This is a genomic window from Achromobacter sp. Bel, from assembly GCF_012928505.1.
In the GTDB taxonomy this organism is placed as follows: Bacteria; Pseudomonadota; Gammaproteobacteria; order Burkholderiales; family Burkholderiaceae_B; genus Achromobacter.
On sequence record NZ_JABBJN010000004.1, the window covers coordinates 13,067 to 29,782 of the forward strand.

General features: G+C 62.8%; 15 protein-coding genes. 7 read left to right on the top strand and 8 right to left on the bottom strand.

Translation table 11 applies throughout. The features are described from left to right. Positions 1-60: 60 nt before the first annotated feature. The 3 genes from HG262_RS03685 to HG262_RS03695 all read right to left on the bottom strand — a co-directional run bounded on the left by HG262_RS03685 (position 61) and on the right by HG262_RS03695 (position 3,216). On the bottom strand, positions 61-1,059 hold the full coding sequence (locus HG262_RS03685) for a tripartite tricarboxylate transporter substrate binding protein (protein WP_169269762.1): 999 nt from the start codon (positions 1,057-1,059) through the stop codon (positions 61-63). 85 nt (positions 1,060-1,144) lie between these two features. After that, complete coding sequence (locus tag HG262_RS03690; protein ID WP_169269763.1) at positions 1,145-2,197, bottom strand: hydroxyacid dehydrogenase; 1,053 nt, start codon at positions 2,195-2,197, stop codon at positions 1,145-1,147. 119 nt (positions 2,198-2,316) lie between these two features. After that, positions 2,317-3,216: a LysR family transcriptional regulator gene (locus HG262_RS03695; RefSeq protein WP_169269764.1), complete on the bottom strand. Its 900-nt coding sequence runs from the start codon at positions 3,214-3,216 to the stop codon at positions 2,317-2,319. Positions 3,217-3,390: 174 nt separating this feature from the next. Here HG262_RS03695 and HG262_RS03700 point away from each other — a divergent pair, with 174 nt between their 5' ends. The 3 genes from HG262_RS03700 to HG262_RS03710 all read left to right on the top strand — a co-directional run bounded on the left by HG262_RS03700 (position 3,391) and on the right by HG262_RS03710 (position 6,179). Further along, positions 3,391-4,554, top strand: coding sequence for an alpha-hydroxy acid oxidase (locus tag HG262_RS03700; RefSeq protein WP_248293221.1), 1,164 nt, complete (start codon positions 3,391-3,393; stop codon positions 4,552-4,554). Between the two features lie 85 nt (positions 4,555-4,639). Next, positions 4,640-5,515 (top strand): hypothetical protein, encoded by an 876-nt coding sequence (locus tag HG262_RS03705; protein ID WP_248293222.1) that lies wholly within the window; start codon positions 4,640-4,642, stop codon positions 5,513-5,515. A 4-nt stretch (positions 5,516-5,519) separates the two neighbouring features. Then, positions 5,520-6,179 (top strand): hypothetical protein, encoded by a 660-nt coding sequence (locus HG262_RS03710; protein WP_211186953.1) that lies wholly within the window; start codon positions 5,520-5,522, stop codon positions 6,177-6,179. 27 nt (positions 6,180-6,206) lie between these two features. Here the strand turns inward: HG262_RS03710 and HG262_RS03715 are convergent, their stop codons facing one another. Then, entirely contained in the window at positions 6,207-7,133 is a 927-nt protein-coding gene (locus HG262_RS03715; RefSeq protein ID WP_169269766.1) for a LysR family transcriptional regulator, read from the bottom strand. Positions 7,134-7,225: 92 nt separating this feature from the next. Between HG262_RS03715 and pcp the strand changes: the two genes are divergently transcribed. Beyond that, the gene (gene pcp / locus HG262_RS03720) at positions 7,226-7,873 is read left to right on the top strand and encodes a pyroglutamyl-peptidase I (RefSeq protein WP_169269767.1); all 648 of its coding nucleotides are present in this window, start codon (positions 7,226-7,228) and stop codon (positions 7,871-7,873) included. 16 nt (positions 7,874-7,889) lie between these two features. After that, a complete protein-coding gene (locus HG262_RS03725) occupies positions 7,890-8,789 on the top strand; it encodes an alpha/beta fold hydrolase (RefSeq protein ID WP_169269768.1) in 900 nt (299 codons plus the stop codon). A gap of 205 nt (positions 8,790-8,994) precedes the next feature. Here HG262_RS03725 and HG262_RS03730 read toward each other — a convergent pair whose 3' ends face one another. After that, the gene (locus HG262_RS03730; RefSeq protein ID WP_169269769.1) at positions 8,995-10,356 is read right to left on the bottom strand and encodes a carotenoid oxygenase family protein; all 1,362 of its coding nucleotides are present in this window, start codon (positions 10,354-10,356) and stop codon (positions 8,995-8,997) included. 277 nt (positions 10,357-10,633) lie between these two features. Between HG262_RS03730 and HG262_RS03735 the strand changes: the two genes are divergently transcribed. Further along, positions 10,634-11,380: a lysozyme inhibitor LprI family protein gene (locus HG262_RS03735; protein WP_248293223.1), complete on the top strand. Its 747-nt coding sequence runs from the start codon at positions 10,634-10,636 to the stop codon at positions 11,378-11,380. 334 nt (positions 11,381-11,714) lie between these two features. Here the strand turns inward: HG262_RS03735 and HG262_RS03740 are convergent, their stop codons facing one another. The 3 genes from HG262_RS03740 to HG262_RS03750 form a co-directional block, all read right to left on the bottom strand. Continuing rightward, positions 11,715-12,518, bottom strand: a complete 804-nt coding sequence (locus tag HG262_RS03740; RefSeq protein ID WP_248293224.1) for a hypothetical protein — start codon at positions 12,516-12,518, stop codon at positions 11,715-11,717. A gap of 71 nt (positions 12,519-12,589) precedes the next feature. Continuing rightward, on the bottom strand, positions 12,590-14,080 hold the full coding sequence (locus HG262_RS03745; RefSeq protein ID WP_169269770.1) for a DUF1254 domain-containing protein: 1,491 nt from the start codon (positions 14,078-14,080) through the stop codon (positions 12,590-12,592). 86 nt (positions 14,081-14,166) lie between these two features. Further along, positions 14,167-15,630, bottom strand: coding sequence for a DUF1254 domain-containing protein (locus HG262_RS03750; protein ID WP_169269771.1), 1,464 nt, complete (start codon positions 15,628-15,630; stop codon positions 14,167-14,169). Positions 15,631-15,767: 137 nt separating this feature from the next. On the opposite strand from HG262_RS03750, the gene HG262_RS03755 reads away from it, so the two are divergent. Next, entirely contained in the window at positions 15,768-16,679 is a 912-nt protein-coding gene (locus tag HG262_RS03755) for a helix-turn-helix domain-containing protein (RefSeq protein WP_169269772.1), read from the top strand. The last annotated feature ends 37 nt before the right edge of the window (positions 16,680-16,716 follow it).

Here is a 16,716-nt window from a genome sequence, read left to right on the forward strand (position 1 = left end):
AGGCCCAGGCCCAGGCCCAGGCCCAGGCCCAGGCCCAGGCCTGGTCGGACCGCTCGCGGCTTATTTGTCCAGCCAGGGCGCTTCCTTCCACAGCGTTTGGAATTCCGCCTCGCCGGCCGTCAATTCACGCGCGTAGTCGGCGGGGGCCAGGTAGCGCAGCGGGGCGAACATCTCTTTGGCTTTCGCCTGGAATTCCGGATCGTCCACCGTGCGCTTGACCGCGTCGACGAGCTTGCCGCGCACCTCTGCCGCCAGTCCCTTGGGGGCGGCCAGGCCGCGCAAGGACGCCAGTTCAAAGTCATAACCCTGTTCCTTGAAGGTGGGCACGTCGGGCAGCGCCGCCGAGCGCGTCTTGCCCATTTGTCCAAGGAAACGCAACGGCGTGCCGCCTTTCTGGTACTGGAGCGCCTCGCCGACGTTGATTGCGCCGATCATGATTTCGCCGCCCGCCAGCGCGCCGCGTACTTCGCCGGCGCCCTTATAGGGAATGTGGCTGAGCTTCGTGCTTGACGCCCGTTCGAACCGCAGCATCGCCAGATGGTCGTCCGACCCCGTGCCTGTCGTGCCCACCGTGACCTTGCCGGGGTTTTTCTTGGCGTACGCCGACAGGTCGGCCAGCGTCTTCAGTTCGTTGTCGCTGCGCACGGTGAAGGCGCCGGGATCGTCGATCAGATTACCCAGCAAGTCATAGCTTTGCCACGTGAAGTTGGACTTGCGTTCGATGGGAATCGTCAGCAGGTTGGGCGTGTTGATGAAGCCGATGGTGTAGCCGTCGGGCTGGGCGCGCGCCAGTTCGGTGAAACCGATGGCGCCGCCCGCGCCCGGTCGGTTCAGCACCACGATGCGGGCGTCGTTGCCCAGGTATTTCTGCAGGAACGGCGCCATCATGCGGGCCACCAGGTCAGTGCCGCCACCGGGGCCGTAGGACACGATCAGGTTGATGGGGCGCTCCGGGTAGCCGGCGGCCTGGGCGCTGCCGCCAAAAAGGGCGGCGCCCGACAGCAGGGCGGCGGACGCGGCCAGTGCGCGCAGCATGCGGCGCTTGTTGGGGTGTTGCATGGTGTCTCCTCGGGGATGGGTCGGCGGCTTGGTGCCGCGCTGTTTTTTCAGGGGGCAACGCCGGGGTGGCGTTGCGGGCACTGCGTTATTTCAGTTTGGCGATGCGTGCGGCGGCGACGGGCCAGACTTCGGGGTTGAGCAGCTGCGGGGGGCGCTCGCCGCGCAGCATCGCGATCAGCTGGGTCGCGGACGATTGCGCGACGTTGCGTCGGGCCTCGTGGGTGACGCCTGCGGTGTGGAAGGTGGCCACCACGTTGGGCAGCCCCAGCAACGGCGCATCGCGCGAAGGCGGTTCCTGCTGCCAGACGTCCAGGCCGGCGCCGCGCAGGTGCCCGCCCTGCAAGGCGTCATACAGGGCGGCTTCGTCATGGATGCCGCCGCGCGCGGTCGAGATGAATACGGCGCCCGGTTTCATGGCGGCGAAGGCGTGCCCATCGATCAGGCCGCGTGTGGACGCGTCCAGCGGGCAATGCAGCGACACCACGTCCGATTGCGCCAGCAGCTCGGCCAGCCCGACGGGTTCTGCGCCGCGGCTGCGGATGGTGTCGGCGTCCAGCAGCGGGTCATGCGCAATCACCCGCATGCCAAAGCCTTGCGCGATGCGGGCGACCCGTGTGCCGATTTGTCCGATGCCCACCAGGCCGATCACCGTGCCATGGATCTCGTGGCCCATCAGGTCTTCACGGGAAAAGCCGGTGTCGTGGCGCAAGCGTTGATGCGATTCGACGACGCGGCGCTGCACCGCCAGCAGCAGCGCATACGTGTGTTCGGCGACCGACGCGGCGTTGCCGCCCGCCTGATTCACCACGGCGATGCCGGCGGCCGTGCAGGCCGGCACGTCGACCGTGTCGTAGCCCGCGCCGCCCGAAGACACGCACACCAGATCCGGGCATTGCGAAATCAGTTCCGCATTCACGAACCATTGGCGGGGCAGTTCATCGCGGGCGGCGGACACGTGATAGGCGTGGGCGGTCTTCAGGCCGGCCAACGTGCGCGCATCGTCGCCGCGCGCCGGCAGCACCGACAAGCCGATGCCCGGTTCGGCGTCGATAAGCTGGTCGAACACCGGGTTCAGCCACAGGTCGAGCCGGCACAGACGTTTGGGGAAGTCTTGCTGAGAGGAACCGAAATCCGGCATTGCGTGTTGTCTCCGTATAGGCATGGTGTCTTTTGAGGCGACTCTACTCGTGCCAAAACCGGAGATAAAGCGAATAATTTTCGGAGTTAAGGGCGACTTTTAGTAAACAGTTGGCCCGCTCAGACCATTCCAGCCGGGGCCTCGAAATCCAGCGCGTCCTGCGCCAGCACGCGCAGGCTTTCCAGCATGGGTCGCGTGTCGTCGCGCCGCCACTGGAAGGTGTAGGGCAGGGGGCGCAGGGGCGCGAGCCCCGGCAGGCGGTGCAGATCGCCGCGCTGGATCAGGATGCGCGCCCAGGCGGTGGGCAGGAAACCCAGCCCCAGGCCCTGGCGCAACATGCCGGCGATGGCGCCCCAGCTGTTGCAGCATTGGGTGCGGCCGGGCGATATGCCTTGTTCAGTCAGCCAGTCGTCCAGCATGCGGATCACGCCGGAGCTTTGTGGCTGCGTGATCAAGGTCAGCCCCGGCAGGTCGGCCGGGGTCAGCGCCGCCGGATCGGGCACCGCGCGGGAGGACGCCACCCATTCGAAGTCAGCGCTGCCGATCAGGTGCGATGCGATGGACGCGCGCGACGACGGGCCTGCGATCACGGCGAAATCCAGATCGCCTTCTTCCAGCCCGCGCTCCACCAGTTCGCCCACGCCCACGTACGGTTCCACCAGCAGATTGGGATGCGCGCGCTGGATTTCTTCGATCAGCCGGGGCATCCAGGTGATGGACGTGAGTTCTCCCGCGCCAAACCGGCACCGCCCGGAATACGTCAGGTTGTTGCTGGCTTGCTGCATGAATTGGTCGGCGTTGCGCAGCAGGTCCTTGGCGTGGGGCACCAGTTGTTCGCCCAGGGCGGTCAGCGTGGCACTGCGCGCGCTACGGCTGAACAGGTCCGCGCCGATGGACGCTTCCAGTTCGCCGATGCGCTTGGACAGCGACGACACCGAGATATTCAGCCGGTTGGCGGCAATGGCGAAGTTCTTGCAGGTGGCGGCCCAGTAGAAGGCTTCAAGTTGCTTAAGCGTCATGGCGGTGGGCAGTAGCGGAAAATCGAGTCGAGGGCGAATAAAAGTGTAATAACCAATATCGATAAAGTCACTTTATTCAAAATGGCGCCGCGCCTATAGTCAACCGCCATTCCCATGACAACAGCGCGGCGGCCCCTGCACAGGCCGGCCGACCGCCGCGAGGAGCCCCCACCCATGCCCGACCCCCTGCGCCATTTGCTCAGCCTGCATGATTTCGAGGCGGCTGCGAAGCAGCGATTGCCCAAGCCGATCTACGCCTATGTGTCCGGGGCGGTGGAAGACGGGCAGTCCGAGCGCGGCAACCGGCAGGCGTTCGCCCAGTATGGTTTCCGGCCCAAGGTGCTGGTGGATGTATCCCAACGCAGTACGCGGGCGACCGTGCTGGGCCGCGCATACGCGGCGCCGGTCGGCGTCGCGCCGATGGGCATTTCGGCCCTGTCCAGCTACCGCGGCGACATCGTGCTGGCCCGCGCGGCGGCGGACGCGGACGTGCCCTGCATCATGAGCGGGTCGTCGCTGATCCGGCTGGAGGAAGTCATGCAAGCGGCGCCGGGCACGTGGTTCCAGGCGTACCTGCCGGGCGACGACGCGCAGATCGCGGCCTTGATCGACCGCGTGGCGGCGGCCGGGGTGACGACGCTGGTGCTGACGGTGGATACGCCGGTGGCCGCCAATCGCGAGAACAATGTGCGCGCGGGCTTTTCGACGCCGCTGCGGCCCAGCGCGGGCTTGGCCTGGCAGGGGCTGACGCATCCGCGCTGGTTGTTCGGCACCTTCCTGCGCACGCTGTGGCGCCATGGCATGCCGCATTTCGAGAACAACTATGCGACGCGCGGCGCGCCGATCCTGTCCGCCAATGTGCTGCGCGATTTTTCCGACCGGGGGCATCTGAACTGGCAGCATGTGTCGGCCATCCGCCGCCGCTGGAAGGGGCAGATGGTGATCAAGGGCATCCTGCATCCCGACGATGCGCGCACGGCCCGCGCACAGGGCATGGACGGCGTGATCGTGTCGAATCATGGCGGCCGGCAACTGGACGGCAGCATGTCGCCTTTGCAGGCCTTGCCGGCGGTGGTGGACGCTGCCGGTGGCATGGACGTGATGCTGGACAGCGGCGTGCGGCGCGGGTCGGACGTGCTGAAGGCCATGGCGCTGGGTGCCCGTTGCGTCTTCGTGGGCCGGCCTTTCAACTATGCGGCGGCGGTGGCGGGGCAGCGCGGCGTGGCCCACGCCATCGGCCTGATCGTGGAAGAGGTCCGACGCAACATGGGGCTGCTGGGCGTGGTGGACGTGAAGGCGGTCAACGCGGATTGCATCGTGCGTCTGCCAGGCGCATAGGCCAGGCAGCGCGGGCAGCCGGCTTGGCCTAGAATGCGGGCACCACTTTCATGCGGCGCTGTCCGCCAAGGATGCCTTGCTTCATTTGCGTAGAACCGTTCTGACGCTTAACCGGCGCGCTCAGGCGTGCGCTGGCGTCGTACTGGGGTTGGCCTTGTGGATGCCGGTTGCCGCCCATGCGCAGGCGTCAGCGCCCACACCCGCGCCGACTTACCTGAAGGCCACCGAGCCGCTTGGCGGCGCCTTTGAGCTGGAAGGCTATCCGGCGTCCACGCTGCGGCAGATCAAGTATCGCGGCAAGGCCTACCGGCCGTTGAACGCCTACGAATTCATCTCCGTGAAAGCGTTGGGCCCGACTCAAGAGGGCCAGCCGATGCTGCTGGCGGTGTCCAACGATTTCATGGGCGTGGGTACGATACTGATCGCCGTGCAGAACGACACGCCGCTTGCGCGCGTGTTGAGCCCGACCGTCGACACGCGCGACCCGGACATGGGCCTGGCGCAGCCCGGGCGGCAGGACCTGCTGCTGTTCACTGCGGGGTCGCGCGCGCTGGTCACGTCCACGGGGCAGGTGCTGTGGTTCGAGCATGCCTTGCCGAAGGAATATCAGCGTTCCATTCCCCTTCTGGTGTCGGTGTCGCCGGACAATCGCCATGGCGCGTTGCTGCTGGATAACGAGATCCGGTTAAGCAAAGCGGACGAAGGCCCGTATGCCAGCGTGCCGTTCACCAAGGCGATGCAGATCACTGCCTTCAAGCCCGCTTCGCAAGGGAGTTCTGAACTGGCGCGCAAGGCGCTGGACGAAGGCAAGCGCATTGACCAGCGCAGGCTCTACGCCAACATGAAGGCCGAATGGATCAACAGGAATTTTCGATGGCAGGAAGGCAAGGACGGCTGGCAATTCGTGGGGCAGGGCCTGAAGGCGGTTCCCCTGCCGGTTCCACCCCGCCAGGAGCGATGACGTGATGCGTACGCCTGTGTTCCAGGCTCTGCGCGGGCTGGCCCTTGCGGGTGCCGCGGCGCTTGCCGGGTGTGCAAGCTCGCCCGACGTGTACGAAAAACATGTCCGGTCCGAAGACGCCAAGCCGGCGGATGTGGCGCTGACGCTTGACGTGACGTTTGCGCGAGCGCCCGACTACGAGCCCAGGACGAACGAGTTCGGGTCGAAGGTCAAGCGGGTGGAGTATGCCGGCTATCCCAGCCTGGACGTGCCTTTCTATCAGAAGGGCCTGGGATTCGACCTGGGCGTGCTGGGAGACCCGCGGGCACTGTTGGCCTTGCCGTACCCGTCGCCCACGACCCGGACGACGTCCGCGCAACTGAAAATCTTTGGCGAACGCCTGGATGCCACCCGCTACCGCTTCGTTGTGCTGCCGCGGCCGGGGTGGAACAGCATGAACAGCTTTCAGGTCGCGTTTGCCATCAATGGCCGGCGTGAGGGCATGACGTTCGCCTACAGCGCGAAGACGGTATGCGAAAGCCGCTTCGACGTGACGACGCCGACGTATGGCTTCGGGATGTCGGTGGCCGCCAGCTTCCCGGGCGGCAAACCCGGATGCCTGAAGGCCTGCGATGCGCGGCCCGGCTACCCGGGCCAGTGCGCGTTTTTCTCGGGCGTCGAATAAAGCCCCCGGGCCGCCCGCCCGCCGGGCTCAATCCGTCAGGTCTTTGACCGCACGCTGGATCAGCCCCTGCAGCCAGGCCAGGGCGGCATCCGCCGGCGCTCGGCGGCTGCTGACCATGTCGATGCCGAAGGGGCCCGGGTCCACTTCAGGCGGCAAGGGCCGCAGGCTGAGCGCTTGTCCGGCCAATCGCAGCGCCGCCCGGCGTGCCAGCGTGGCGATCAGATCCGTGCCGACCACCGCGTGCGGCAAGGCGACGATATGCGCGAATGTGCAGGCGACGCGGCGCTTGCGGCCCAGCCGCGCCAGGCTGGCGTCGACCACGCCACGCGCCGAGCCATCATCACTGGGCACGAACAGCGCGTGGGGAAGCGCCACATAGCGGTCCAGGGTCAGCTTGCGGCCGCGCAGGCCCGGGTGCTGCTTGTCGGCGATGCAGACGAACGATTCTTCATACAAGGGCGTGACGCGCATGCGCTTGGGCGCGGTGAGGTGGCCGCCGATGGCGATGTCCACGCTGCCGTTATCCAGCTGTTCATAGACGGTGGCGCGGTCCAGCCGGGCCACCCGCAGATCGGCCGCGGGCGCCTGGCGCCGCAGCCGGGCAACGATGTGCGGCACCAGCACGACGTCGGCGTAGTCGCTGGCAGCCAGCGTGAAGCGGCGGCCGTCGGCGGCGGCCGGGTCGAAGCCCGCACCTTGCGCCAGGGCGCGGCGAATCTGGTCCAGCGCGCTGCTGATGGCGGGCATCAGGGCCACGGCGTGGTCGGTGGGCTGCATGCCGTCGGCGGTGCGCACGAAAAGCTCGTCATTGAAGACACGGCGCAGGCGGTTGAGCGCGCTGCTGACCGAAGGCTGGGCGCGGTGGATGCGCTGCCCGGCCAAGGTCACGTTGCGCGTTTCGTACAGGGCTTCGAAGGCAACCAGCAGGTTCAGGTCGACGGCAGATAGATTCATGTCATCAATAGTACGAATAACGATTATCGATTTCAATAATTGCCAGGCGCGCTTCTACGATGGCCGGCATGGATACAGAAAAGGAACATGCCATGCCCACCGTGCTCATCACCGGAATCGAACCCTTCGATGGCGAAACGCTGAATCCGTCTTGGGAGGCGGCGCGACGCCTGGACGGCGAAGAGGTGGCCGGCGCCCGCCTGGTGGCGCGCCAATTGCCCTGCGTGATCGGCAAGGTGGTGGGTGTGCTGCGGCAGGCGATCCAAGACGTGCAACCGGACCTGGTGATCTGCCTGGGACAGGCGGGCGGGCGTAGCGATGTGACCGTCGAGCGGGTAGCGATCAACGTGGTGGATGCGCGCATTCCGGACAACGACGGCCACCAACCCATCGACGAACCGGTGGTGGAGGGCGGCCCGGCGGCATATTTCTCGTCGCTGCCCATCAAGGCCATCGTGCGCGACCTGCGCGCGGGCGGCGTGCCGGCGTCGGTGTCGCTGACGGCGGGCACCTACAACTGCAACACCATCTTCTATGGCCTGGCGCATTTCATTGCCACGGAGCGGCCCGCGCTGCGGGGCGGCTTCGTGCATGTGCCGTATCTGCCGGAAATGGCGACCCGTCATCCTGGCGCGCCCAGCCTGGCGCTGGACGTGCTGGTGCATGGCGTGAAGATCATGGTGGCGACATCGCTAGCCGTCACCCAGGACATCAAGGTCGGCGGCGGCACGCTGCATTGACACGGAGCAATCGACAATGAACACATTCGCAAGCCCGGACGCCTTCGCGTTGGACGGCGTGACGTTCCAGCACCGGCGGGTATCGGTGGACGGCCTGGGTTATCACGTGGTGGAAGGCGGCGCAGGCCCGGCGCTGATCCTGCTGGCGGGCTTCCCGCAGAGCTGGTACGCGTGGCGCCGGGTCATGCCGCTCTTGGCGCCGCATTTCCGCGTGGTCGCGGTGGATCTTCCGGGGCAGGGCGATTCGGACAAGCCCCTGGATGGCTACGATACGCGCACCGCCGGCGAGCGGCTGCGCGCCTTGTTCCACGCCATGGGCTTGACGCGCTATGCGTTGGCGGGCCACGACATCGGCGCCTGGATCGCCTACCCGTATGCGGCGCGTTACCCGGCCGAGGTCGAGCGCGTGGTGCTGCTGGACGCCAATATTCCCGGGGTGACGCTGAAGCCCGCCATCGAACTGGGGCCAGACAACTGGAAGAGCTGGCATTTCCTGTTCAACAGCGTGCCGGACCTGCCCGAAGCCTTGCTGGCCGGGCGCGAGCGCATTCTGATCGAATGGTTCTTTTCGCGCAAGACCGCCAACAAGCCAGGGGTCTTCAGCCGTGTGGACATCGACGAGTACGAACGCGTCTATCAGACCTTGGGCGGCCTGCGGGGCATGTTGGGGTACTACCGCGCGGCGGTGGAAGACGCGGCGCAGAACCGGGCGCTGCGCGATACGCCGCTGACGGTGCCGGTGCTGGCGCTGGGTGGCGACCGGGGCAGCGCGCCGGATCTGCACCAGGCCTTGAAGCCCTTGGCGCAAAACCTGCAAGGCGGCGTACTGGAGGATTGCGGCCACTATCTGCCCGAAGAGCAGCCACGTGAACTGGCGCGCCGCATGCTGGCTTTCCTGACGCAGAGCCGCGCCTGATGTCGATGTTCATAGAAGGTGGAAACGCGACACGCTTTACATCAAGACTTAGTGAAATTCAGTGTATTCACTCTGGCCGTAAGGGTTCACTGAAGGTGGCATTTTTTCCCCACAACGTTTATTGAACTTGGATGCTGATTGGGGGTGCGACATCGCGAGGTCTCCCAGTCCTCCGCGCCACAGGCCTTACGGCGAAGGCAAGTACCTAGCCAGGGCGGCTATACGGTGGCGGGGCGCCGTCCTCCCGTGGCAGCCACGCCCCATGGAACCCCGCCGGAATCCGATGCGGCAACCGCACCGTCGCCAACGGCCCGGCATCCAGATCACGCCCATCCAGCACCACCACGTCACTGGTGTCGCTGGCCTGGCGGTACACGCACACAAGCACCCAGCCGTCGTCCTCGTCCCGCGCATCCGGCCGCGACACGAATACCGGCTCGCTGTTCTGGTCGCCAGGCGGCACGCAATACTGCTGGGTCGCGCCGTTTTCCATGTCGTAGCGCACTACGCCGCGCATTTCCACATTGGTGGGCTGCTGCACCGCGTACGCATAGCGGTAAGGCCGCCCCGTGCGGACCTCGTTGATGCGCGGCAGTTCAATGCCGGCCTCGTCCCATTGCCGCTCGCTGACCTCGCCGCGCGCCAGATCGATCACGTAACGCCACAGCACGCCCAAGGGGTTCTCTTCGAAGCCCGCGCCGCTGCGCGACACGCGCAGGTATTCCGGGTAGCGCACCACATCCAGCAGCAGCGTCGTGGCGTCCAGATCGTACGCGTTCACCACGTGCAGGATGAAGCATGGTGCCACCTCGAACCAGCGTACCGGCCCGCCATGGCGGGGGATCACGCCCAGTCGCGACTGACGCTCGTCGTGCCAGCGCAGCGGCATGCGGTATCCGCGCGACAGCATGGAAAAGTCGTACGCCACGTTCAGGTCCAACAGGATGCTGTAGCAGCCGGTGATCGCCATGTCGTGCATCATCGACGGCGCAGGCATGTCGATCAATTGGTCCAGCACCTGCTGGCCGTCGGAACCCGCCACTCCGTAGCGCAACCAGGGCGGTTCCCAGTGAGAACGGAAGCTCATCAACTCGCCGGTCACGGGGTCCACCTTCGGGTGCGCGGTCATGCCGCCCGCCAGGCCCGGATGACGCCGGCTGGCTCCCAGGAAGTCCAGCTGCGGCGTCATCGCGAGCGGGGCGCCGCCCTCGGCCAACGCCAGCGTTTCACCGGCGTGGCGCAGTACGTTGACGTTGGGATTGGTGTCGGGCAGGTCGGCCGCCAGATGCGACGCACGTTCGCCTGCCCAGATCCGGGTGCGAGCCCAGCGGTTGCGGTAACTCGCCGCCCGGCCCTCCCGGAATTCGATGGCGTGCAGCATCGCCGGCTGGGGCCACCACGACAGCACGTCGTTGCCCTCGAAGCGGCCGCGCAGCGGGTTGGGGCCGTTGCGTACCAGCACCCCGTCCAGCTCGGGCGGCAACGCGCCCTCCACGTGCAGGTCCATCAGGTCGATTTCATGGGACAGCGGCGCGGTGGCGCCAACGTTCAAATCGAATGAGCTCATCGTTGCATCCTTGATCGCGATAATCGCTGGATGCATTTTTACCCGGATTAAATTAATCCGTCAATATTATCCGGGTATAAATTGTTTGATTGCCTGCGTCCCTATGGCCCCTCGCAGGATCCAAAAATGGTGTCAGACTACAATTTTTTCTGATGCTCCAAGATCACAAGACCAGAGATGTGCATTAGCTCGGTCAAGCTGATTTGACGCGTCACGAGGGCGATGTGTTGTGCTGTACGCAAGACATCATCAACATACAACTTGAGAAGATAGGATCATGACCCAGCCGCATTCAACACGCCCACCCGCTTACGCACTGAAGATGCGGTATGCACCTGCGATGAAGCTTCTCTTTACGTTGGGCCTTGCAACGCTATGGACGGGCGCCCAAGCCGCCAGTTTTGATTGCAACAAGGCCGTGGGCACTACGGAAAGGTTGATCTGTAGCGATGCCGAGACATCCGCGCTGGATGGAAAATTGCAAGGGGCCTATGGAACAGCACTAGCCGCAACCGATGCCTATGGCAAGAAAGCGTTGGCTAAAGAACAGCGCAACTGGATTAAATACGCTCGTGACATTTGTCAAGACAGCGCCTGCCTGCAGCAAGCCTACACAACCCGCATCGCCATGCTGGCGCGTAATGAGGAACATATTGCCGATGGCGAGGTGTACTCAGACTGCAAGCTGCCAGGCACCCAAACCGTTAGTGGCGAATGCGTGAATGTTGTGTCGATTCGTGATCCCAACTCCCGTGTTGAATCGTTCAACCAATCGTTGGCGCATCAGAAGCAAAACGGCCGAATCATCGGTTGTAGCCGGCTGATTGATCTACCGGTTGGCGTCGCTGGGAGTAATCACAGTTTTGGCGGCTCCTGCGTATTGCAGGAAGGTACGCAGCGCAAGAACGTGAGGATCTGCAACGACGATATGTTCGGGCATTTCCAAGTAGAGCTGTCCACGCCACAGGATGTCTCAGACAAGCGCCTGGTCGACTTTACTTACGCGCAATGCTATGGCGGTTGATGGTAAGCGCCCTCTGGCCGTAAGGGTTCATTGAAGATGGCATTTTTTCCCCACAACGTTTATTGAACTTGGATGCTGATTGGGTGTGCCACATCGCGAGGTCTCCCAGTCCTGCGCGCCTACCCCACATCGACGGGGCGCTAGACATGGTTGATGAATGACTGCCATCGGCCAGGAACGGTCGCTGGCCCCTACGGCCGAGCGTTTGCTTAACTTAAAGTGATCAGCGCACAAATGCGAAACGCACGGCCCCGGCCTATATCGGCCACCACCGCGCCGCATATTGGCAACTCGCCTGCGAATTCAGCCGCGTCGGGCACACGGAAGCGTCACGTTAATTCGGAAACTGCATATTCAAACCCATGTAGATCTGCCAATCGGGCTGTCCCGGGCCCCGACTTGCTACGGCAAACTGAGGCTCAACAAACAGGTTGTAGACGGTCTTCTGACGTTTAAAGACCTGGCCGATCCCTATCCCCAGCGGCACGCTATACCCATCGTTCTTCAAGTTGTAGGTCCAGACCGGCGCCGCGCGCAGATAGGTGCCACCACCGAGCTGATACATCGCGAAAGGCTGCAAGGCGACCAAGTTCGCGTCTTCGCGTCGGCTGGAACCGGCAAAGCTACTCTGCCAAGACAGCAGATAGCCGTACTGGAACTTCGGTGAACTGGCATCGAACAATACGTTGACCAGGCCGGCCGACCACTTTTCGCTGCCCACCTCTTTCTTGGTCGCCGTAGGCGCAGTGATCTGCGGCCCAATGCCAAAGCTGACGGCGGGGTTCCCGGTATCTATGAGATAGGCAGTGAAGATATTCAAGTCACCAATGCCCGTCTTGTGGCTGTTGTCCACTGGGAACGTATTCACAGGGAGCGAGGCCCGCATCAGCCAATTGCTTTTGGATATGGAGAATGGTTGGGCATAACGCAGCCAGAACTGGTTGGCGGTATCGCCGGATTCCGTCTGCCTGCCGATGTAATAGTTCTGGATGTTGAAGGCCGTCATATTGGCCAGCGGATTGTTGGCCTGCGCCGCAGAGTCGGCGGCGTCTGTTTGAGCTGACACTTCCAGAGAGATCGCTACCGATGCGCTAGCGACCGCAACCATGACGGCGAACCTAATCAAAGCTGTGTTCATTACATACCCCGAATCGATAGCGGGCCATTGCTTCGGCTCATCGACCGATGGTCGAAGGCCGCAGCGTGGAATCATTTGACCTTGACCACGTCGTCCGGCTTCCACGTCTGGTCGTAGAAGGCGTCTTGGGCACCATACAAGCGCAGGGCAACAAGGAAATGACGAGAGGGAATCGTTTGGATGAACGCGGTTTCGGCGACGCCCTCAGGCTTTTCTGGTCCAAACCAGATCTCTACAGAGCCATCAGACTGCTTGGGAATGTCGTAATAGCCATTGGTCGACGGCAGCAATTGCTTGGTTTGCGGCATCGTGCCGTCGGTGATGTTGTACGCGGTGACCGCCCAGAATAGAGCCGCGGGTGGATTTGGCGGCAACCGCAATTTGTAGGTGTGGCTGCCCTCCAGGAAGTTGCCCTCTTGATCTCGCGCCGTGAAGGGGTACTTTGAGCCAGCCCCGGTGGTATGCATGACCATAGCGGGCGCGGAGGAATAGGCAAACTGAAAGAAATTCGCGCGCTGATTGACGTCCAGATAGCTATCCTGCATCCATTCAGCCGTTCCGCCAGCCCACGTGTTTTCGTAATATCGATCCTTGTAATACAGATTGCGCTTATCCTCGCGCCCCAACTGTCGATTCGCCAAAATCATCTTAGGCGCGGTTTCTACCGCCTTTTTCAGCAGTTCATCCTGCCGCGCGGTGGGCTTGAAGGGCTGACCCTTGATAATGCCGATGGACGCCAGCACACCGCGCAATTCCGGATCGATGGCCTCCACCGGCTCGTAGTCAACGAACTCCTTCAGTTTGGTCCAATAAGTACTGTCGATGGGATACATCATGTTGATCTGCTTGCCGCTCGCGTCCGGAAAACTCATCGGCTTGATGTCCTTTTCCGTCGCCCACAACGGATAGACCCTCGTCGTCTCAGCATTCTTCACCGCAGGCGTTGGATCGGGCTTGCCATCACCCTTGGCCATCACCGTGCGGAAAAACAAGAAGACGTTGTATGTCGGTGATTTGAAAGCGAAGTAGCTAGCGGGCACATGCCCCTCGTAATCTGGGGGCAAAAGCAAAAAAAGGCCGCCTCGGGCCCGGTCCGGCCCGATAGCGCCAACGTCCGTAATGGTGCGCTGAAAGAAGTCGGTGAACATGCCAATGACATTCGGAGGCGCATTCACCACGAGCGGGCCGGTCTTCTTCAGATCCAGGTAGCTCATGGAATAGATGACGTCAGCATTTGGCGTGGGCACCATCGTCCGTGAATCCATACGCTGCTTCCATATGGGGAGCACGTTGTAGCCGGCGCCAAATTCCTTCTCCGACCCGTCGCGCATGCCAATCACGTTCAGCGCCGGCAGCATGGTCATGTAGGCATGCACGGCGCGCTGGTAGTAGAGCTCGTCGCGCAGGCTTTCGGCTTCGCTGGGATCCAGCCAATTGCCATTGTTGATTTGCTGGACGAGCGGCGACATGGGTAGCTGGCCCTGCGGAGGAGCCGCCATGGCGGGCGGAAAGGAGGCCAGCAAAATGCCGGCCGTCAACGTGAGCTTGGGCAATACGGGCATGTAGAGGCTCCTGAGAATGGCGCGACCATGGCGCCAATGCTGTCAATCGGACTGGGTTTGCAATCCTGCGTCGCCGCCAGACGCGTTCATTCAACCTTTTTGACGACCGGCGGCTTCCAACTGCCGTCCAATATGCCCTTCTCGCCCCAATAGGCCCGGATGTAGAGCGAAAAGGTTTCGGTGGGCGAAGGCAGCCAGTTGGCCTCCTTGTCCTTGCCCGGCGACGTCGGCCCGACATAGATCGTCAGCGAGCCGTCCGGTCCGCGTACCAGATCCTTGTTCTTGGTGCCCAACGAGTACCGATTCAAGTCGTTTGGACTGAAAAGATGATGCTTGTTGTACAGCGTGAGCGACCAAAAGCCCTTGACCGGCGGTAGTTGCCCCGAAGCGAAGGTAATCTCGTACCGTTGCCCGCCGTCCAGTTGAATTCCCTTGGCGTCCATGTCGGTATAGAAGTACTGCGTTTCGATGGGCCGGTTGTCGAACATGTTCGACTTCGCCGTACCCGTCCGATTGAAGTAATCTACCCCGGTCTGGGCATTGTTTACCGAGCGGTTCCAGTTGTTGCCAGCCGGCGCGCCATTGTGCTTCCACTGGAAAAACGGCGCGATCACCTGTTCCTCCGTTTCCTTCGCGACCTGCATCAACGCTTCCTTGATGGCCGGGTCCTTTGCTGCGGCGGCCATCACCGCGCGGAACTGCGCGTACATGGCCTCTTCGCCCGGAAGCGGCGGCACCATGTCGAGCACTTGGCCGAACTGATCGAAGAACCGCTCCGGAACCACCCAGCGGGTTTCTCCCACGCTGGCGCTGTCCGGGGTGGGGTTGGGGATGTCGGCAGTCGCCTTCCAGTCGATGGACTTCATCTTGCCGTTGAAGTCTTTCAGCGGATAAAAGACCACCTGGTTGATCTTCTTCTGGATGGCCTGCCGGTCTTGGTCCGTGTCATCCATGAAGATGCGCGGAATGACGTTGGCCAGCGCTGTCGGGCTGCGAATAACAGCCTGCACGCCCTCGGGCTTCTTGCCTTTCCAATTTGGCCCCACCAACAAGTAGAAGCCGGGCTTGCTCTTGTAGGGTTTGCCCAGTTCTCCGAATTGATTGGTGCGGTGATCATAGAGCGCATAGACCCAGAACCGCTCCCCGAAATCAGGCACTTGGGCAATGACCGGCTCTTCGTCCAGTGAGAAGAACCCAAGCCCGTAGACCACGTCCTGGTTAGGGCACGTGACGAATGTTTCGCTGGGTTCAATGTAGTCGTGCAGCATGCCGACCTGCCCACGCGGGGCAACGGGCAAAATTCCGCCAAGCAGGCCGGGACGCGGGGCCTTGGTTATGCGATCGTTCCGATTGAGCATATTCACCATCGGCCAGCCCCACACGTACGCCATGCGACCGATCGCTTGAGCGTATTCGGGATGCATGATCACGTTGGGAGAGGGCTGCGTCTGCGGTGTGGCCTCTTGCTTCTGCGCCGCACCAGAGAGAAATGGAAACGCGCTCGCGAAAAAAAGCGCAGTAGAGAGTATTGCGACTCGTTGCTTGATCATGCCGTTCCTCGGTTGGGATGCGAATCGGGGACCTAATGGACGGATTTCTAAGTCGAACCCCATTATTCTTACCGGCGACGGAAGGTGAAGTCCATGGTAATTTTGGCAATAACTCTTCACGCCTTCCGAGAGAAACCATGGAGTTGCAACGTTTCGAATCGTTCGGACAGTTCGAGAATGCGGTCGTCAATGTCGACCTAAAGGTGCGTCTACTGGGCACTAAGGACGGAAGATGGCGGCTCGGGCATACCGATGTCGGCGGCATCACCGTTCAGCAGGGCATGGAGACGGTTCCAAATCTGTGCGAGGCTTCTGGCTGGCCCACACATTTGATGTTCTTGTTGTCTCCGGGACGGCCTAGCGCCACCTGGTTGAACGGCGTTCCGTTTGCTGACGGCAAGGTGGGAGTTCTTGCACCCAGACGAGGGTTTGTCTTCCGAGCGGAAGGGCCTAACGAATGGACAACTATCGCTCTGCCCCTGGCTTCATGGCTGTTGAATGCGGATAACGAAGCGGGCAGGATATTGCGCGGCTGGACCCGATCAACGCAAATGTTGGACACGACGCCGAGTGCGATTGAGACGCTGAAACACGCGGCTTTGATCGCGTCGGCCCCATGCACGCCCACCGCAACCGGCCGCTTGCTGATCGAGAACGCCATCGTGGCCCTTGTGCACTCGCGCCGCCAGCGATCGGCAGCGATCGGACGCCCAGGCGTCTCGCCTCACGCGTTGTGCGATGCCACGCTAGACCTATTCGATCTGATGGACGGGACCGCCTCGGATGCCGACAGGCTTGATGGCTTGCCGCTCGGACGAAGATCATTGAGTAGCTTCTTCCACAACTGCTTTGGTTTAGGCCCCGTGCAGTACCTCCACTTGAGGCGTCTGCACGCAATACATTGGGCCTTGCTGAGTGCGGCCCGAGGCAACGCTTCAATTGCCGAGACGTTCGAGCTGCATGGCTATGCGTACTCTTCCTATGCCCTGGGGCAATATCGCCGCATTTTTGGAGAGGCACCGTCGGCCACGCGTGAAAGAAGGCGATGAGGCAGGGGGACTGCTTTCTACTAAACATTGTGGCCCA